At 64.5% G+C, this 18,849-nt stretch carries 19 protein-coding genes; 5 read left to right on the top strand and 14 right to left on the bottom strand.

Going from position 1 to position 18,849, the window contains the following annotated elements:
- Positions 1-45: 45 nt before the first annotated feature.
- The 5 genes from FHS03_RS02335 to FHS03_RS02315 all read left to right on the top strand — a co-directional run bounded on the left by FHS03_RS02335 (position 46) and on the right by FHS03_RS02315 (position 9,126).
- A complete protein-coding gene (locus tag FHS03_RS02335) occupies positions 46-1,995 on the top strand; it encodes a S9 family peptidase (protein WP_183439392.1) in 1,950 nt (649 codons plus the stop codon).
- Between the two features lie 11 nt (positions 1,996-2,006).
- The gene (locus tag FHS03_RS02330; protein WP_183439391.1) at positions 2,007-6,170 is read left to right on the top strand and encodes a DEAD/DEAH box helicase; all 4,164 of its coding nucleotides are present in this window, start codon (positions 2,007-2,009) and stop codon (positions 6,168-6,170) included.
- A gap of 72 nt (positions 6,171-6,242) precedes the next feature.
- Entirely contained in the window at positions 6,243-6,725 is a 483-nt protein-coding gene (locus tag FHS03_RS02325) for a hypothetical protein (RefSeq protein WP_183439390.1), read from the top strand.
- Positions 6,726-6,820: 95 nt separating this feature from the next.
- Entirely contained in the window at positions 6,821-8,698 is a 1,878-nt protein-coding gene (locus FHS03_RS02320; protein ID WP_183439389.1) for a DUF885 domain-containing protein, read from the top strand.
- 125 nt (positions 8,699-8,823) lie between these two features.
- Positions 8,824-9,126, top strand: coding sequence for a hypothetical protein (locus FHS03_RS02315; protein ID WP_183439388.1), 303 nt, complete (start codon positions 8,824-8,826; stop codon positions 9,124-9,126).
- 2 nt (positions 9,127-9,128) lie between these two features.
- Here FHS03_RS02315 and tatC read toward each other — a convergent pair whose 3' ends face one another.
- The 14 genes from tatC to hisG all read right to left on the bottom strand — a co-directional run bounded on the left by tatC (position 9,129) and on the right by hisG (position 18,849).
- On the bottom strand, positions 9,129-9,887 hold the full coding sequence (gene tatC, locus FHS03_RS02310; RefSeq protein ID WP_183439387.1) for a twin-arginine translocase subunit TatC: 759 nt from the start codon (positions 9,885-9,887) through the stop codon (positions 9,129-9,131).
- Positions 9,888-10,379, bottom strand: a complete 492-nt coding sequence (tatB, locus tag FHS03_RS02305; protein ID WP_183439386.1) for a Sec-independent protein translocase protein TatB — start codon at positions 10,377-10,379, stop codon at positions 9,888-9,890.
- Between the two features lie 40 nt (positions 10,380-10,419).
- Positions 10,420-10,647, bottom strand: a complete 228-nt coding sequence (gene tatA / locus FHS03_RS02300; protein ID WP_183439571.1) for a Sec-independent protein translocase subunit TatA — start codon at positions 10,645-10,647, stop codon at positions 10,420-10,422.
- Between the two features lie 110 nt (positions 10,648-10,757).
- Positions 10,758-11,129 carry a histidine triad nucleotide-binding protein gene (locus FHS03_RS02295; protein ID WP_050410690.1) on the bottom strand — a complete coding sequence of 124 codons (372 nt, stop codon included), beginning with the start codon at positions 11,127-11,129 and terminating at the stop codon, positions 10,758-10,760.
- Between the two features lie 22 nt (positions 11,130-11,151).
- Entirely contained in the window at positions 11,152-11,496 is a 345-nt protein-coding gene (locus tag FHS03_RS02290) for a phosphoribosyl-ATP diphosphatase (RefSeq protein ID WP_183439385.1), read from the bottom strand.
- Positions 11,493-11,930, bottom strand: a complete 438-nt coding sequence (gene hisI, locus FHS03_RS02285) for a phosphoribosyl-AMP cyclohydrolase (RefSeq protein ID WP_176344766.1) — start codon at positions 11,928-11,930, stop codon at positions 11,493-11,495. Before hisI ends, FHS03_RS02290 begins: the two co-directional genes overlap by 4 nt.
- A gap of 14 nt (positions 11,931-11,944) precedes the next feature.
- Entirely contained in the window at positions 11,945-12,706 is a 762-nt protein-coding gene (gene hisF / locus FHS03_RS02280) for an imidazole glycerol phosphate synthase subunit HisF (RefSeq protein WP_183439384.1), read from the bottom strand.
- A gap of 3 nt (positions 12,707-12,709) precedes the next feature.
- Positions 12,710-13,492, bottom strand: a complete 783-nt coding sequence (hisA, locus tag FHS03_RS02275; RefSeq protein ID WP_183439383.1) for a 1-(5-phosphoribosyl)-5-[(5-phosphoribosylamino)methylideneamino]imidazole-4-carboxamide isomerase — start codon at positions 13,490-13,492, stop codon at positions 12,710-12,712.
- A 35-nt stretch (positions 13,493-13,527) separates the two neighbouring features.
- Positions 13,528-14,166, bottom strand: coding sequence for an imidazole glycerol phosphate synthase subunit HisH (hisH, locus tag FHS03_RS02270; RefSeq protein ID WP_183439382.1), 639 nt, complete (start codon positions 14,164-14,166; stop codon positions 13,528-13,530).
- A gap of 24 nt (positions 14,167-14,190) precedes the next feature.
- On the bottom strand, positions 14,191-14,781 hold the full coding sequence (gene hisB / locus FHS03_RS02265) for an imidazoleglycerol-phosphate dehydratase HisB (RefSeq protein ID WP_183439381.1): 591 nt from the start codon (positions 14,779-14,781) through the stop codon (positions 14,191-14,193).
- Positions 14,782-14,796: 15 nt separating this feature from the next.
- On the bottom strand, positions 14,797-15,891 hold the full coding sequence (gene hisC / locus FHS03_RS02260; RefSeq protein ID WP_183439380.1) for a histidinol-phosphate transaminase: 1,095 nt from the start codon (positions 15,889-15,891) through the stop codon (positions 14,797-14,799).
- A 23-nt stretch (positions 15,892-15,914) separates the two neighbouring features.
- A complete protein-coding gene (locus FHS03_RS02255; RefSeq protein WP_183439379.1) occupies positions 15,915-16,832 on the bottom strand; it encodes a DNA-methyltransferase in 918 nt (305 codons plus the stop codon).
- Positions 16,829-18,154 (bottom strand): histidinol dehydrogenase, encoded by a 1,326-nt coding sequence (gene hisD / locus FHS03_RS02250; RefSeq protein ID WP_183439378.1) that lies wholly within the window; start codon positions 18,152-18,154, stop codon positions 16,829-16,831. The genes FHS03_RS02255 and hisD overlap by 4 nt, the downstream gene beginning before the upstream one ends.
- A 5-nt stretch (positions 18,155-18,159) precedes the next feature.
- Positions 18,160-18,849, bottom strand: coding sequence for an ATP phosphoribosyltransferase (gene hisG, locus FHS03_RS02245; protein ID WP_183439377.1), 690 nt, complete (start codon positions 18,847-18,849; stop codon positions 18,160-18,162).

Raw genomic sequence — 18,849 nt, 5'->3', positions numbered from 1 at the left:
CCAAGCCCATACCAGAGCGGACAAATCAAGAATCGGAGCAAATCTATGACCTCGAGCACCTTCTCCGCGCCGCATGGCGCCTGGCCTTCGCCCATCAGCGCCGCCACGGTGGCTGCCGGCGCCACGCCCCTGAGCCAGTTGGCCCTGGGCGGGGCGGATGGACGCGACATCTTCTGGCTGGCCGGCCGCGCCAGCGAGGCGGGCCGCACCACCCTGCTGCGCCGCCACGGCGCGCGGGTGGATGAGCTCACGCCGCTGCCGCTGAATGTGCGCAGCCGGGTGCACGAATACGGCGGCGGCGCCTACGCCGTCGACGGCGACACCGTGTATTTCTCGCATTTCGCCGACAACCGCCTGTACCGCCAAAGCGGCGAAGATGCCGCCCAGCCCTTCACCGCGCCGGGCAACCAGCGCTTCGCCGATTTCGTCGCCGACCGCGCGCGCAACCGCCTGATCGCCGTGCGCGAGCTGCACGATGCCGATCCGGCCGCGCATGCGGAGCCGGTGAACACCCTGTGCGCGGTAGCCATGGACGGCAGCGAGACTGTGCTGGCCACGGGCGCCGATTTCTATGCCGCGCCGCGCCTCTCGCCCGACGGCCGCAGCCTGGCCTGGATCAGCTGGGACCATCCGCGCATGCCCTGGCAGGGCAGCAAATTGTGGCTGGCCGACTTCCTTGCCGACGGCACGCTGGATGCACCGCGCCTGATTGCCGGCGGCGCCGAAGAATCGATCTGCCAGCCCGAGTGGTCGCCCGACGGCACGCTGTATTTCGTGTCCGACCGCAGCGGCTGGTGGAATCTGTACCGCTTCAGCGCCGAACGCATCGAAGGCGTCTGCCCGATGCAGGCCGAATTCGCCGGCCCGCACTGGGTCTTCGGCGTCTCCATGTACGGCTTCCGCTCGGCCGGCGAAATCATCTGCACCTATATCGAACAGGGCGTGAGCCGCCTGGCGCGCCTGCTGCTGAATAGCGGCAAGCTGGAAGCCATCGCCAACCCTTACCAGGAAATCCGCGAGCTGCGCGTCGGCCCCGGCTTCGTCGTGCTCTTGGGCGGCAGCCCGACCATTCCGGCCGAAGTGGCCTGCATCGATTTCACCAGCGAGGAGGTGGAAGTGCTGGCGCGCTCGATCGAGACCCTGCCCGACGCCGGCTACCTGTCGGTGCCCCGCAACCTGAGCTACCCGAGCGCCAATGGCCGCACTTCCTACGCCTTCTTCTACCCGCCGCAGAACCGCGACGTGCAAGCGCCGGCCGGCAGCAAGCCGCCCGTCATCGTCATCAGCCATGGCGGCCCGACCGGCATGGCGGCCAATACCCTGAAGCTGGCCACGCAGTTCTGGACCAGCCGCGGCTTCGGCGTGCTGGACGTGAACTATGGCGGCAGCACCGGCTTTGGCCGCGCCTACCGCGATGCGCTCAAGGGCCAGTGGGGCATCGTCGATGTCGAGGACTGCATCGCCGGCGCGCGCTACCTGGTCGAGCGCGGCCTGGCCGACGGCGAGCGCCTGATCATCCGCGGCGGCAGCGCGGGCGGCCTGACCACCTTGTGCGCCCTCACCTTCCACGATGTGTTCAAGCTCGGCGCCAGCTATTACGGCGTGTCCGACCTGAAAGGGCTGGACCAGGATTCGCATAAATTCGAATCGCATTACAACGAATACCTGATCGCGCCCAAGGCCGAGGCGGACGCGGTATATGCCCAGCGCTCGCCCAGCCACCACACGGCGCGCCTGTCGCGCCCCATGATCTTCTTCCAGGGTCTGGACGACAAGGTGGTGCCGCCGCAGCAATCGGTGGCCATGGTCGAAGCGCTCAAGCAGCGCGGCGTGCCGGTGGCCTATGTGCCGCTGGAAGGCGAAGGCCATGGCTTCCGCAAGGCCGAAAACATCATCCGCACGCTGGAGGCGGAGCTGTACTTCTACCAGCGCATGTTCGGCCTGCACGACGCGGCCGCGCCAGCGCCGCTGCATATCGATAACCTGCCCCAGTAAAGCGTCACCGCATGTCCGACCAGTCCCTGCTTGCCGAATTCGACGCGCTGCACCGCGCCGAGAAGATGATCCTGGCCCTGCTATCGCTGATGGGCGATCCGGTGGGCAAAACCGCCATCCTCGACCATCTGGTCAAGGCCGGTGTGCAGCGCGAGGACGGCAAGGCGCTCAGCGCCAACACGCTGAACGATTCCATCGTGCATTTGGAGCGACTGGAATTCGTCAGCGTGGTGATAGGGCGCGGCTTTATCTGCAACGCCAAGCTGCGCTGGCCCGCCATCCGCGCCGCCATCGGCGCCCATCTGCTGGACGACTTGTGCAAGGCGCACGAGGCGCTGACGCCGATGCGCCAGAGCTGGAACGGCAGTTATGAACCGCGCAGCTACCGCCATGGCGTGGCGCGCCTGCGCATGGCCCTGCTGCGCGGCCAGGGTCCGCAGCAGATCGCGCCCCTGCTCACAGCCTGCATGGTGTGCTACGAGGCGGCCCAGCTGCATCCGGTGGTGGACATCTTCACCCGTCCTTTCGAGGCAGGCATGCTGCTGCTGGTGCATCCGCTCTTGCAGGACGATGTGCTGATGCTGCTCCTGCAGCACGGCCAGCGCGAACTGGCGCTGGCGCAGCCGGTGCGCGCCTATGCCGAACGCCACTTCCAGCGCCGCCTGGCGGCCAAGGACAACGTCAGCGACGCGCTGCGCCTGGCGCTGGCCGAGGATGCCATCCTGTGCGGCCGCTTGGCCGAAGCGGGCCGCTATCTGCAAGGCGTGGAAGGCGCGCTGGCCCAGTTCTTCGCCAGCGTGATCCTGATGCTGCGCAACGACGTGGCGGGCGCGCTGGCCGGCTTCGAAGCGGCGCTGAAATCGATCCGGCGCGAGTCGGGCAAGCGCAAGCACCTGTTCCAGGGCATCGGCGGCCACCTGTATGTGCTGGCCCTGCTGCGCCAGGGCGACAGCAAGGCCTTGAAGGCGGCGGAAAGCTATCTGGAATTGGCGGTGCGTGCCCAGCACAATCCGGATAGCGCCGTCTACCAGCAATTGAGCGCCCTGCGCCAAGTGCGCGCCGGCACCATGAGCACCGATATCGTGCTCGCGCGCGGCTGGGAATCCGCGATGCAGGCGCAAGTGTTCCAGGGGCTTCTGTATTTCTGGCTCTCACTGCCAGCGCTCAAGCAACGCCGCGCTGAATTGCAGGACGTGGTGCAGCAGGCCGAAAGCGCGGGCTATCTGCTGATCGCGGGACAAGCCGCCGGGCTGCTCGGCCATCTGGGCGAGGAACATTACGGCGAGCGCGCCGCCGCCCTGCGCGAACAGCATGGCTTTGCCGATATGGCGCTCTGGTTCGAACGGCAGGAAGCCTGGCAGCGCCAGCTCTCAGCCCTGATCAAATTGCAGCACGGCGGCGGCAGCGACAGCGGCAGCGAAACGCGGCTGGTGTGGATGGTGTCCTACTCGCCGCGCCATGGCATCACCGAGGTCGAACCGCGCGAGCAGAAGCGCGATGCGCGCGGCCAGTGGGGCAAGGGACGTCCGGTGGCGCTCAAGCGCCTGCGCGAGGAGGCGGCGCAGCTGGACTATCTGACGCCGCAGGATATCCGCATCAGCAGCACCATCGCCCCTTCGCGCCAGGCCTATTCTTCCGGCCTGCGCTACGACATCGATACCGAGCAGGCGGCGCTGGCCCTGGTCGGCCATCCGTTCGCCTACTGGATGGATGCGCCGGACATGCGGGTGGAACTGCTGGCCGGCCAGCCCGAGCTGCTGATCCAGCGCCGCAGCGGCCAGCTGCTGCTCACCATGCAGCCCGCCATCACGGACCCGAACAGCCATGTGGTGGTGGTCAAGGAAACACCGGGCCGCCTGCGCGTGGTCAGCGTGCAGGACGAGCACCACCGCATCGCCGCCATCGTCGGCGAAGGCTTGAACGTGCCGCTGCATGCGGAAGAACAGGTGCTGGAAGCCATCGGCGCCGTGTCCTCCATGGTGACGGTGCAGTCGGATATCGGCGGCGCCGCCGCCAGCTCGCAGCAGGAAGACGCCGACGCGCGCCTGCACATCCACCTGCTGCCCTATCAGCAGGGCTTGAAGATGCAGATCCAGGTGCGCCCCCTGCCCACCGGGGCCTATTACGCGCCCGGCTCCGGCGCCGAGAGCGTGATCGCCGACGTCAATGGCAGCACGGTGCAGGCGCGGCGCAGCCTGGCCGGCGAGCGTGACGCCGAACGCCAGCTGGTTCTGAAATGCCCGGTGCTGGAGCAGGCCGAACTCGATCACGGCGAATGGCTGCTGGGCCAGCCCGCGCTCTGCCTGCAGCTGCTGGCCGAATTACAGGCCATCGATCCGGACAAAATCGTCATCGGCTGGCCCGACGGCGAAGCGTTCCGCGTCACGCAGCAGGTCGAAACCAAGCAGCTGCGCCTGGCGATCAAGAGCAAGAAGGACTGGTTCGCCGCCAGCGGCCAGTTGCAGATCGACGAGAACAAGGTGATGGACCTGCGCTCGCTGCTGGAGCTGATCAAGGCCAGCAAGAGCCGCTTCATCGAACTGGGCGACAAGCAGTTCCTGGCGCTGTCGGAGGAATTGCACCGCCGCCTGTCGGAACTGAACGACTATGGCATGGACGACGATGGCGGCGTGCGCGTGCACCGCCTGGCCGCCTTCGTGCTGGAGGAGCTGGCCGCCGAAGTGAGCGGCGTCGAGGCCGACCGCCTATGGCGCGAGCACCTGCAGCGCATCGAGGCGCAGGCCGCCTATATGCCGCAGCTGCCCAGCACCTTGCAGGCCGAGTTGCGCGACTACCAGCTGGCCGGCTTCGAATGGCTGGCGCGCCTGGCCCACTGGGGCGTAGGCGCCTGCCTGGCCGACGATATGGGCCTGGGCAAGACGCTGCAAGCCCTGGCTTTGATCCTGCTGCGCGCGCCGCAAGGCCCGGCCCTGGTGGTGGCGCCGACCTCGGTCTGCCTGAACTGGGCCAGCGAGGCGGCGCGCTTCGCGCCCACGCTGCGCGTGAAGATTTTCGGCGAGGGCGACCGCGAGGAGAGCGTGGCCAACGCCGGGCCTTTCGACCTGCTCATCGTCAGCTACGGCTTGCTGCAATTGGAATCGGAACGCTTCACCAAACAGCAATGGCACACCATCGTGCTGGACGAGGCGCAGGCGATCAAGAATGCCGCCACCAAGCGTTCGCAGGCCGTGATGGCGCTGCAAGGCGATTTCCGCATCGCCGCCACCGGCACGCCGCTGGAGAACCATCTGGGCGAGCTGTGGAACCTGTTCCGCTTCATCAATCCCGGCCTGCTGGGCAGCCTGGAGCAATTCAATCTGCGCTTCGCCGGCCCCATCGAACGCCAGCAGGACCACCGCGCCGAAGTCGGCGCGCGCAATCGCCTGCGCCGCCTGATCCAGCCCTTCATCCTGCGCCGCACCAAGGCCCAGGTGCTGCGCGAGCTGCCGGCGCGCACCGAGATCGTGCTCGAAGTCGACCTGTCGGCGGAGGAAACGGCGCTCTACGAATCGCTGCGGCGCGAGGCGCTGGAGCATCTGGCGTCGATCGAAGGCCCGGCCGACAAGAAGTCGATGCAGATCCTGGCCGAGATCATGAAGCTGCGCCGCGCCTGCTGCAATCCGAACCTGGTGTCGCCTTCGCTGAAGCTGGCCAGCAGCAAGCTGGCGGCCTTCGACCAGTTGCTGCAAGGCTTGCTGGAGAACCGCCACAAGGTGCTGGTGTTCAGCCAGTTCGTCGACCATCTGAGCCTGATCCGGCAACTGCTCGATGCCCAGGGCGTGCGCTACCAATACCTCGATGGCGCGACGCCGATGGCGGCGCGCAAGCAGCGCGTGGACGCCTTCCAGGCGGGCGAAGGCGATGTCTTCCTCATCAGCCTGAAAGCGGGCGGGGTCGGCATCAACCTGACGGCGGCCGACTATGTGATCCATATGGACCCGTGGTGGAATCCGGCGGTGGAAGACCAGGCTTCCGACCGCGCCCACCGCATGGGCCAGCAGCGCCCCGTAACCATTTACCGCCTGGTGGCGCGGCATACGATCGAGGAAGGCATCGTCGACCTGCACCAGCACAAGCGCGAGCTGGCCGACAGCCTGCTCGACGGCAGCGACGGCGCGGCCCGCATGTCGGCCGAGGATATGCTGGCCATGCTGACCGAAGGCCTGCGCCGTTGAGCGGACGGCCAGCTTGTTCGGCGGGGGCATTCATGCCATCATGCGCCATTCCGATTCAAGATATGCAAGACCATGGAAGAAGATAACAATGCCCGCATCGCGCCGGGCGCCACCCTGCTCAGCGTCAAAGCCTGGACCGCCTATATCGGCCCGCTGCTCATGGCTTTCGTCATGCTCTTCGTGCTGCGCCTGTCCTTCACCTATTCCGAGTGGCTGGCGGCCGGCGTGCTGTTCCTGTCCACCGTGGTGATCGGCTACCGCGTGCTGCTGATCCGCAGCGTGCAGCTGTATTGCGACGATGTGGGCGTGTGGATGTATGCCGGCATTCTGCCCTGGGCGCGCGGCGTGCAGGGCGTGAAGTGGCGCGACCTGGATGAAGCCACCTTCGTCCAATCGTTCTGGAGCTGGATGTTTCGCTCCTATTCGATCCGCATCGGCCACCGCTTCACCAAATCGAGCGAGATCCTGCTAAGCCATATGGCGCGCGGCAAGCAGGTGGTGGCGCAGATCAATGAGCGTCACCAGCAGCTTATCCGCGGCAATACGCTGAACTGAAAACGCGTTTGTAGCGTCATGTAACACGGGGCGCTCAAGCGGGCGGAATAATGATAATCTCGCACGCTGCACGCTCCAATTCAAGAGGTTCCCCCATGATCAAGACCAAGATTGCGCTGGCCGCCGTAATGGCCTGCCTGGCGCTGTCCCCGGCCAGCGCGGCGAAGAAGCCGCAAAAATCCGGCAAGCCCGCCAAGACAAGCAGCGCGCCAGCCAAAAAATCCAGCAAAGGCAAGGGCAAAGCTGCCGCCGCAGCGGGCGCGGGCGCCGCCGCGGCCGCCGTTGCCGCGCCGGTGGCGCAGGAGCGCCGCCAGGACCGCACGTTCGGCAATGTGAGCAACCAGTTCCTCAGCGCCCTGTGGCGCGCCGATCCCGAGCTGGCCATCTCGGTCGGCAAATACGATACCGCCGCCACCTTGACTATTCCCGACGCGGCCAGCCGCCAGCGCCAGCTGGCCTTTATCGACGACTGGCTGGAACGCTTCGGCAAGCTCGATGCGCGCCAGTTGTCGCCGCGCCAGCGCACCGACCTGGGCCTGCTGCAGAACAAGCTGAATAGCGACCGCTGGTATCTGACCACCTTCCGCGAGTTCGAGTGGAATCCGGCGTCCTACAATATCGCCAGCCCACTCGACTTCATCCTCAACACCGAATACGCGGCCAAGCCGCAGCGCCTGCGCACCCTGCTCAAGCGCATCGCCAGCGTGCCGGCCTATTACGACGCGGCGCGCGCCAGCATCAGCAATCCGACGCGCGAACACACCCAGCTGGCCGTGGCGCAGGCGCCCGGCGTGGTGGCGGTGCTGAACGATATCCAGAAAGAGGCGCAAGCCTCGATTCTGACCAGCGACGAGAAGCAGTTGTTCGCGCTGCGCGTGGCGGAGGCGAAGAAGGCCGTGGAATCCTACGCCGCCTGGCTCGGCGAGCTGGATAAGACGCTGGAAAAAACCGGCGCGCGCTCCTTCCGCATCGGCAAGGAGCTGTACGAGGCCAAGTTCGGCTTCGACATCCAGGCCGGCAGCACCGGCGAGCAGACTTACCAGAAAGCCTTGGCGGCGCGCGAGCAGCTGCTGGCGAATATGGACCGCATCGCCGACGAGCTGTGGCCCAAGTATCTGGGCGATACGCCGAAACCGGCCGAGCGCTATGCCAAGATCGGCATGATGATCGACAAGCTCTCCTCCAACCACGTCGCGCGCGAGAACTTCTTCCCCGAGATCCGCCGCCAGATTCCGCAACTGCAGGACTGGGTGGTCAAGCACAATCTGCTGACCCTCGATCCGAAGAAGCCTTTGGTGGTGCGCGAAACGCCCGAGTACCAGCGCGGCGTGGCCGGCGCCAGCATCGAGGCGCCAGGCCCCTTCCGTCCGCAGGACCGCACTTACTACAATGTGACGCCGCTCGACAAGGAAACGCCGGAACAAGCCGAGAGCAGCCTGCGCGAGTACAACCACTGGATCCTGCAGATCCTGAACATGCACGAAGCGATTCCGGGCCATTACGCCCAGCTGGTGTACGCCAACAAATCGCCTTCCGTGATCAAGTCCATCTTCGGCAATGGCGCCATGGTGGAAGGCTGGGCGGTCTACAGCGAACGCATGATGCTGGAATCGGGTTATGGCGACAACGCGCCCGAGATGTGGCTGATGTATTCGAAGTGGAATCTGCGCAGCGTGACCAATACCATCCTCGATTACAGCGTGCACGTATTGGGCATGGAGAAGGAGCAGGCCATCGACCTGCTGACGCGCCAGGCCTTCCAGACGCCGCGCGAAGCGGCCGAGAAATGGCGCCGCGTGCAACTGACCTCGGTGCAGCTGACCAGCTATTTCAGCGGCTTCAGCGAGATCATGGAATTGCGCGAGCAGCGCCGCCAGACCCTGGGCAGCCGCTTCGTGCTGAAGGACTTCCACGAGCAGTTCCTCAGCTACGGCAGCGCCCCGGTGCGCGTGATCCGCGAGCTGATGCAGTAAGCCCGTCCTATCCCGCCCGCCTTTGCGGCCGCGCAAGCGGCGTCAGCGAGCGGGCGCTTAGCATGGCATGTGGTGCGGACGCCCTGGCGGCGTCCGATCTGCTATCCTGATTCCAAGGAGTTGCGATGCCCATGCCCCTGCCTTTCGACAAGCTCGAATATTCCCGCATCCTGCAAGCCAGCGGCGTGCCGCCGGCGCAGGCGGAAGCCCATGCCGACGCCCTCTCCTACGCGCTGAGCGAACCGGTTTGCCTCTCCTCCGACCTGGCCATCCTGAAAGCGGAAATTCTCGCCCAGGTCAGCGAAATGTTCGTGAAATTCAAAGCAGAAATTCTGGCGGAGGTGGATAAAAAGCTCAGACCTATCTATTGGATGCTGGCGGCATCGCTGCTGATGCACGCCATTGTCCTGACCAAGCTTTTTCTCTAGGCTTATTCCTGCTGTTCGCTGGGCGCCTGCGTGACTTTGACGAAGATCGGCGAAAGCAGCACACCGACCTCAAACAGCAGCCACATCGGAATCGCCAGCGAGAACTGGCTGACCACGTCCGGCGGCGTGACGATGGCGGCGATCACGAAGGCGGCCACAATCACATAACCGCGCCACTCCTTCAGCTTGGCCACCGACACCAGGCCCATACGCACCAGGATCACCACCACCACCGGCACTTCGAAAGCGCAGCCGAAGGCCAGGCACATCGACATCACGAAATCGAGATAATTCTCGATATCGGGCGTGACCGAAATCGACGTCGGCGAAAATTCCGAGATAAAAGCGAACACCCGCCCGAACACGAGGAAGTAGCAGAAGGCCACGCCCGCCATGAACAGCAGCGAAGAGGAAATCACCAGCGGCGCGATCAAGCGCTTTTCATGGGCGTACAGGCCGGGCGCGACAAAGGCCCACATCTGGTACAGCACCCAGGGCAGTGACAGGATCAGGCCGATCACCAGCGTGACCTTCATCGGCACCAGGAAGGGCGCGATGACGCCGGTGGCGATCATCTTCGAACCGGCCGGCAAAGCATTCACCATGGGCTGGGCGATGATGTCGTAGATATGCGAAGGACCGGGCCAGAACATCAGGGCCGCCGTCACCAGCAGCACGCCGATCGAGGCCTTGACCAGACGGTCGCGCAGCTCAATCAGGTGGGAGATGAAGGTTTCTTCGACAGGTTGTGGATTGCTCATTTAATAGAACGATGCAGATTTGCCGCTGCGCGGACGGAAGCGCGCCACGCGCGCCGCGCCCGAGACCACATGGCTGCGACCGCCGTTGCGCTGCTTATACCAGAGCGGTACGGCCGAGGTGCGGACCAGGCGCTTGCGGCGGAATTCCTTGGCCTTGCGCGACAGGTCCTCGTTGGTGGCGGTGATCGGCGGCGAGTGCGCCGCATCGTCGACGCGCAAGGCGCTTTCCACTTCCGACATATTCTGCGCGATGCTGTCTTCCACGCCGCTTTTGATCGACTGGGCCGTTTCCTGCACTTCCTTGTGCAGGTTTTTCAGCTCTTCCAGTTCGATTTCGCGGCTGACTTCCGCCTTCACATCATGCAGATAACGCTGGGCGCGGCCATACAAGGTACCCGCCATGCGGGCCACCTTGGGCAGTTTTTCCGGGCCGATCACGACGAGGGCAACGACCCCGATGATGGCGAGTTTAGAGAGACCGAGATCGATCATAGGCTATCGGCGCATGCCGCCGGCCGCGGCCGGCATGGCATTAATGCTTGCTTTTCTCTTTGGCGTCGACGTCGATGGTGCTCTTGTCGGCCACCGCTTGCGGCGCCGCCGGCGTCGCGGGCTTGTCTTCCTCGCCCTTCACGCCGTCTTTAAAGCCCTTCACGGCCTTGCCGATATCCGAACCCATATTGCCCAGTTTCTTGGTACCGAACACCAGCATTACCACCACCAGCACGATCAGCCAGTGCCAAATACTCATCGAACCCATCATTTTCCCCTTGCAGGACGCTCAGCGCCCAAAAATAAACCGGTAATACGCACAGTATACGCGAAGCGCGCCCGTCATGTGCTTGTCATATTTACCAGAGGCAATACCCTTTAGCGCATCGCACGCCAAGGGCGCGGACCGCCGACCATATGCAAGTGCAGATGGTACACTTCTTGCCCGCCGTCGGGACCACTGTTTATCAAGGTTTTATAACCTCGTGTCGGTTGGCCGTCGGTGTCGTAGACCACGGAAACCCCATGTTCCTCGGCCAGGCGCGGCGCCAGCGCCAGCATACGGCCCAGCAGCGGCGCGTCGTCGCTGCCGCAATCGGACAGGGTGCTGTAGTGCTTCTTCGGGATCACCAGCAGGTGCACCGGCGCGGCCGGGTTGATATCCTTGAAGGCCAGCAGCTCCTCATCCTCGTACACCACCGAGGAGGGAATGGTCTTAGCGGCAATCTTGCAGAACAGGCAGTTGTCCACGTTCAGTCCTTATGTCTTGAGATTAATGTTGATCCGGGCGCGCGGCCTTTTCGTCCAGGCCGGACAGTCCTTCGCGCCGCGCCAGCTCGTCCAGCACCTGCTGCGGGCTCAGGCCGAACTGGGACAGCAGCACCAGCGAATGGAACCACAGGTCGGCGCACTCGTACAGCAGCTTGTCCGGATCGCCGCCGTGGCGCGCGTCCTTGGCGGCCATCACGGTTTCCACCGCTTCCTCGCCGATTTTCTTGAGGATGGCGTCGTCGCCCTTGGCAAACAGGCGCGCCACATAGGAGGCGGCCGGGTCGCCGCCATTGGCCGGCTTGCGCGATTCGATGACCGCTGCCAGGCGGTCCAGCACTGTCGTCATTTCTTGGTTTCCGTATAAATCGTTTCCGGGTCTTTCAGCACCGGCTCCACGTTCTGCCAGTCGCCATCTTTCGGATCGCCCAAGAATTTGTTGAAAAAGCAGGAATGGCGGCCGGTATGGCAGGCGATGCCGCCGGCCTGCTCGATCTTCAGCAGCACCACGTCCTCGTCGCAATCGAGGCGGATTTCCAGCACCTTCTGCACATGGCCCGATTCCTCGCCCTTGTGCCACAGCTTCTTGCGCGAACGGCTCCAGTACACGGCCTCGCCCAGCTCCACTGTCTTGTACAAGGCATCGCGGTTCATCCAGGCGAACATCAGCACATCGTTGCTGCCCGCCTCCTGGGCGATCACCGGCACCAGGCCGTGTTCGTCCCACTTCACCTTGTTCAGCCATTTCGCCTTGGCGACGCTCGCCGCGGTTCCGGTTGCCATATTCGTCCTCTTTCTCAGACCAGGCGCATGGGAATGCCCTGCTCGGCCATGAAGCGCTTGGCTTCCTGCACGGTGTGCTGGCCATAGTGGAAAATGCTGGCGGCCAGCACCGCATCGGCGCGCCCCAGCTTGATGCCGTCGGCCAGATCCTGCAGGCCGCCCACGCCGCCCGAGGCGATCACCGGCACCTGCACCGCGTCCGACACGGCGCGCGTCAGTCCCAGGTCGAAGCCGGACTTGGTGCCGTCGCGGTCCATGCTGGTCAGCAGCAGCTCGCCCGCGCCCAGTCCCTCCATCTTGCGCGCCCACTCGATGGCATCGAGGCCGGTGGCGTTGCGGCCGCCGTGGGTAAACACTTCCCATTTGCCGGGCGCCACCTGCTTGGCGTCGATCGCCACCACGATGCACTGCGCGCCGTGCTTCTGCGACGCTTCGTACACCAGTTGCGGATTGCTCACGGCCGAGGTGTTCAGGCTGACCTTGTCGGCGCCCGCGTTCAGCAGGCGGCGCACATCGTCCACCTGGCGCACGCCGCCGCCCACGGTCAGCGGGATGAAGACCTGGGACGCCACCGCCTCGATGATGTCGAGGATCAGGCCGCGGTTATCGCTGGAGGCGGTGATGTCGAGGAAGGTCAGCTCGTCGGCGCCCTGCTCGTCGTAGCGGCGCGCGATTTCCACCGGGTCGCCCGCGTCGCGCAGCTCGGTGAAATTGACGCCTTTGACGACGCGGCCATTGGTCACGTCGAGGCAGGGGATGATGCGCTTGGCTAGCATGGTTTACTCTTCTTCTTCGATCTCGCCCGACAATTCGTCGGCGCGCAGCTGGGCCGCGTTCAGGTCCAGCGTGCCTTCGTAAATCGAACGGCCGCAGATCACGCCCTCGATGCCCTCGTCCTGCACCGCGCACAGGGCTTCCACATCGCTCAGATTGTGCAGGCCGCCGGAAGCGATGATGGGAATGCGCACCGCCTGCGCCAGGCGCACGGTGGCTTCGATATTCACGCCACCCATCATGCCGTCGCGGCCGATGTCGGTGTAGACGATGGATTCGACGCCATAGGTTTCGAATTTCTGCGCCAGGTCGATCACCTCGTGGCCGGACATCTTGCTCCAGCCGTCGGTCGCCACCTTGCCGTCCTTGGCATCCAGGCCGACGATGATGTGGCCGGGGAAGGCGCCGCAGGCGTCATGCAGGAAGCCCGGGCTTTTCACGGCGGCGGTGCCGATGATGATGTAGCTGATGCCATCGTCCAGATAGCGCTCGATGGTGTCGAGGTCGCGGATGCCGCCGCCCAGCTGCACGGGGATTTCGTCGATATCGTGTTCCAGCGCGAAATCCTGCACGGTTTTCAGAATGGCTTTCACCGCGCCTTCGTTCTTTGGCTTGCCGGCGAAGGCGCCGTTCAGGTCAACCAGATGCAAACGGCGCGCGCCCTGTTGCAGCCAATGACGCGCCATTTCGGCCGGGTCTTCGGAGAAAACAGTAGCAAGTTCCATATCGCCTTGTTTCAGGCGAACGCAGTGACCGTCTTTGAGGTCGATGGCAGGAATGAGCAGCATGGTATCTAAAGTGTCAAAGAAAAAAAGGTGGGAGTTTAAGGTTGCCAATGAACGAAATTCTTGAACAGCTGCAGGCCGGCAGCTGCGCTTTTCTCCGGGTGGAACTGGGTAGCGAAGATATTATCGTGCGCTACGGCGCAGCAGAAGGGCGCACCGTAGACCGTTTCGCCGACGCGGTGCGCCGCCTCTCCGGGCTGGACGTAATAGCTGTGCACGAAATAGAAGTAAGCGTTGTCGGCGATGCCCTGCCACAGCGGATGGGCGGCGGTCTGTTTCACCTGGTTCCAGCCCATCTGCGGCACCTTGAAGCGCGAGCCGTCTTCCTGCAACTGGCCGTCGAGCTGGAAGCGCACCACCTTGCCGGGCAACAGACCGAGGCCGGCGGCGTCGCCCTCCTCGCTGCGCTCGAACAGCATCTGCTCGCCGATGCACACGCCGAGCATCGGCTTGCTGGCGGCGGCGCGCAACAGCGCTTCCTGCACGCCCGATTCGCGCAGGCTGCGCATGCAGTCCGGCATGGCGCCCTGGCCGGGCAGGACGATGCGCTCGGCGCTATCGATATCGGCGGCGGCGCCCGAGATCAGGATCTCGGCTTCCGGCGCTACGGCGCGCAAAGCCTGCGCCACCGAGCGCAGATTGCCCATGCCGTAGTCCACTACAACAATTTTTTTCATATGCCGTTCAAAGCCGGAGGGAAATTACAGGCTTCCTTTGGTCGAAGGGATGGTGCCTGCCGCGCGTTCGTCATGTTCGACGGCCATGCGCAGGGCGCGGCCGAAAGCCTTGAACACGGTTTCGCACTGGTGGTGGGCATTGGTGCCGCGCAGATTGTCGATGTGCAGCGTGACCAGGGCGTGGTTGACGAAGCCGCGGAAGAATTCCAGCGTCAGGTCAACGTCAAAGCCGCCGATCATCGCGCGCGTGAAAGGAATATGGTATTCGATGCCGGGACGGCCCGAAAAATCGATGACCACGCGCGACAGCGCTTCATCCAGCGGCACATAAGCATGGCCGTAGCGGCGGATGCCTTTGCGGTCGCCGATGGCTTTCGCCACCGCCATGCCCAGGGTGATGCCGACGTCTTCCACCGTATGGTGGTTATCGATATGGATGTCGCCGGTCGCTTCGATATCGAGATCGAACAGGCCATGGCGCGCGATCTGGTCCAGCATATGGTCGAGGAAGGGAACGCCGGTGTTCAGTTTCTGTACGCCGGTGCCATCCAGATTGATGGCAACGCGAATCTGGGTCTCGTTGGTGTTGCGCGTGATTTCTGCGGTGCGGTTCATGGAAAGGCTCATCTCTTAGTCTGCCAGCGATGCTTTCAAAGCGCCGAGGAGGGCTGCATTCTCGTCCGGCGTGCTGACAGTCACGCGCAGGCAATTGGACAGCACAGTATGCATTCTACCCACATTTTTGATCAATACCTTGTGCGTAAGGAGTTTCGCGTAGGCATCGTCGGAATTGGGCACCCGAATCAGAATAAAATTCGCCGCCGAGGGGAAGACCGCGACCCCGGGCAAGGCCGCCAGCGCCTCTGCCAGCAGGCCGCGCTGCTCGCGCAGCAGGGCGGCCTGCTCGTCCAGCACTTCGATGTGGTCGAGCGCGAATTCGGCGGCCGTCTGGCTCAGCACATTGATGTTGTATGGAGGCCGCACTTTATCGAATTCCGTCAGCAGCGCGGGCGCCGCCGACATATAGCCGAGGCGGATGCCGGCCAGTCCGAGCTTGGACAGGGTGCGCATCACGATCAGGTTCGGGAACTCGGGCAGGCGGCCCATGAAGCTCTGGCGCGCGAACGGCTCGTAGGCTTCGTCCACCACCACCAGGCCCACGCCGTCGAGGGCGCGGATGATCTCGACCATCTCGTCGGCATCGTACAGATTGCCGGTCGGGTTGTTCGGATAGGCCAGGAAGGTCAGCGCCGGACGGTGCTCGGCGATGGCGGCCAGCATGGCGTCCTTGTCCAGCGTCAGGTCGGCGCGCAGCGGCACGCCGACGAACTCCATGCCGGCGAATTGGGCCGAACGCTGGAACATGACGAAGCCGGGCACGGGAGCCAGCAGCACGGCGCGTTTTTCCTGGTTGGCGCAGGCCGTGGCCATGATGGAAATCAGTTCGTCGGAACCGTTGCCGAGGATGACGTCGTAACCGGCCGGCACGCCCAGCTTGGCGCACAGGCGCTGCTTGAGCGTGGCGTAGGAAGCGACCGGGTAGCGGTTCAGCGCCACATCGGCCAGGCGCCGGCTCAATTCATGGTGCAGATGCTGCGGCAGCTCATACGGGTTTTCCATCGCGTCCAGTTTGATAAAACCGCTCGCATCCGGCACATGGTAGCTGCCAATGGCGCGCACGTCGGAACGGATGGTTTTGCTGATCAAATCGTCGAGGGAAGACATCTTTGCTGCACTCCTGTGGTTGGCTAGACAGTGACTTCTTTAAGGGGAGACTTCTTCTTTTTCGCGGCGGTCTTTTTTGCGGCCGCCGGTTTGGCGGCGCGGGCGCGGCGCGGCTTGGCCGGCACATCGGGCGGTGCGTCGGGCGCGGCGGCGGCGGCCAGCACTTCGGCCGTTTCCCGCGCCGCCAGTTCCAGCTCTGCCAGACGGGCTTGGGCGACTGCGCAGTATTCGGGATTAAGCTCGAAGCCGACGAAGTTGCGGCCGCAGCGGCGCGCCGCCACGGCGGTGGTGCCGCTGCCCATGAACAGGTCAAGCACCACGCCGTCCGGCGGGCAGGATGCTTTCACCATGCGCTCGATGATTTCCAGCGGCTTCTGGGTCGGATGGTCGACGCGTTCGGCATGCTCGCGGTGCAGACGCGATACGCTCCACAAATCCTTGGGGTTGTAGCCCACTTCCAGCCACTTGGCGCCGACGAAGATCGAGCGCGAGCGGGCTTTCTTGGTTTCGGCATCGTAGGGGATGCGCACCGCGTCCAGGTCGAAGTAGTAATCCTTGCGGCGCACGAAGAAGCCGATCGTATCGTGCACGGAAGAGAAACTGCGCACGCTGCCGCCCATCGAGGGCACGCGGCGGTCCCAGATGATTTCGTTCATCATCGTCATGCGCTTTTTGAGCATGACGAAAATCTCCGGCGAAAAGCGCCAGGTGAGGAAGATGTACAGGCTGCCGTTCGGCTTGAGCTTGGGCAGGGCGGCGTCGATCCACTGCTCGGTCCAGCGCAGATAGTCTTCCACGCTTTGCTGGTCCGAGGCATTGCCGTAATCCTTGCCCAGGTTGTAGGGCGGATCGGTCAGGATCAAGTCGATGGCGCCGTCCGGGATGCGCGCCAGTCCGGCCAGCGCATCCTCGCAATACAGCTGATTGAGCCAGCCGCTCATACGCCCTGCTTCAGGCGCAACTCGGCGCTGCGGGCGTGGGCCTGCAAGCCTTCGCCATACGCCAGTTCGGCGGCGACCTTGCCCAGGGTCTGGGCGCCGGCCTCGCTGACCTGGATTACGGAAGAGCGCTTCTGGAAATCGTACACGCCCAGCGGCGAGGAAAAGCGCGCCGTGCGCGAGGTCGGCAGCACGTGGTTCGGGCCGCAGCAATAGTCGCCCAGCGATTCGGAAGAGAAGCGGCCCAGGAACATGGCGCCGGCGTGGCGGATCTGCTCGGCCCACTGCTGCGGATTCTCGGCCGAGATTTCCAAGTGTTCGGCGGCGATGCTGTTGGCGATGGCGCAGGCTTCGGCCATATCGCGCACCTGGATCAGGGCGCCGCGATCGGTCAGCGACGTGCGGATCACGTCCTGGCGCGGCATGGCCGGCAGCAGCTTGGCGATGCTCGCTTCCACCTTGGCGATATAGTCCGCGTCGGGGCACAGCAGGATGGCCTGCGCCAGCTCGTCGTGCTCGGCCTGGGAAAACAGGTCCATGGCCACCCAGTCCGGATCGGTGCTGCCGTCGCAGATCACGAGGATTTCGGACGGACCGGCGATCATGTCGATGCCCACGGTGCCGAAGACGCGGCGCTTGGCCGAAGCCACATAGGCGTTGCCGGGGCCGACGATCTTGTCCACCGGCTGGATGGTTTCGGTGCCGTAAGCCAGGGCCGCGACGGCTTGCGCGCCGCCGATGCTGATCACGCGCGTGACGCCGGCAATGGCGGCGGCGGCCAGCACCATCTGGTTTTTCACGCCGTCCGGCGTCGGCACCACCATGATGATTTCCTGCACGCCGGCCACGCGGGCCGGCACGGCGTTCATCAACACGGAGGAAGGATAGGCCGCCTTGCCGCCGGGGACATAGATGCCCACGCGGTCGAGCGGCGTCACGCGCTGGCCCAGCACCGTGCCATCGGCCTCGGTATAGCTGAAGCCTTGCAGCTCCTGCTTCTGGCGTTCGTGGAACAGGCGGATGCGTTCGGCCGCCGTCTGCAGGGCCAAGCGCTGCTTCTCCGGCAGCGCGGCCAGCGCCGCGTCCAGCTCCTGCTGCGGAATGTCGAAGGCGGCCATGCTCTGCGCGCCACCGTTGGGAATGCGGTCGAAACGGTTGGTGTATTCCAGCACGGCTTCGTCGCCGCGCGCGCGCACCTGGGCGATGATGCCGGTGACGGCCTGCTCGATCGCTTCGTCGGTGGAGGCTTCAAAGGCCAGCAGCGCGTCCAGCGTTTCCTGGAAATCGGGCTGGCGGGAATCGAGCTTGCGGATCTGGATGGTCATGATGGTTACGCTTGTTGGGCTTGCGCCTGCGAGGCGCGTTCGAAAGCTTCGATGATGGGTTGCAGGCGCGCGCGCTTGAGTTTCAGCGCGGCCTGGTTCACCACCAGGCGCGAAGAGATGTCCATGATCTCTTCCACTTCCACCAGATTATTGGCGCGCAGGGTGCTGCCGGTGCTGACCAGGTCGACGATGGCGTCGGACAGGCCGATCAGCGGCGCCAGCTCCATCGAGCCATACAGCTTGATCAGGTCAACGTGCACGCCCTTGGCGGCAAAGTGCTCGCGCGCCATCTGCGTGAACTTGGTCGCCACGCGCAGGCGGGCGCCCTGGCGCACGGCGGTTTCATAATCGAAGCCCGCCTTCACCGCCACCGACATGCGGCAGCGCGCGATATTCAGGTCGACCGGCTGGTACAGGCCTTCGCCGCCGTGCTCGAACAGCACGTCCTTGCCGGCCACGCCGAAGTCGGCCGCCCCATGCTGCACATAGGTCGGCACGTCGGTGGCGCGCACGATCAGCACGCGCACGTGCGGATCGTTGGTTGGCAGGATCAGCTTGCGCGACGTCTCCGGATTCTCGGTGACGGTGATGCCCGCAGCCGCCAGCAGCGGCAGGGTGTCCTCGAAGATTCGGCCTTTGGAGAGTGCCAGAATCAACTGGGAATCGTTCCCGGCCTGGCTGGTGATTGCGTTCAT

Source organism: Pseudoduganella violacea (genome assembly GCF_014191875.1).
In the GTDB taxonomy this organism is placed as follows: Bacteria; Pseudomonadota; Gammaproteobacteria; order Burkholderiales; family Burkholderiaceae_D; genus Rugamonas; species Rugamonas violacea_A.
This window is presented reverse-complemented; position numbering and strand designations above follow the sequence as displayed.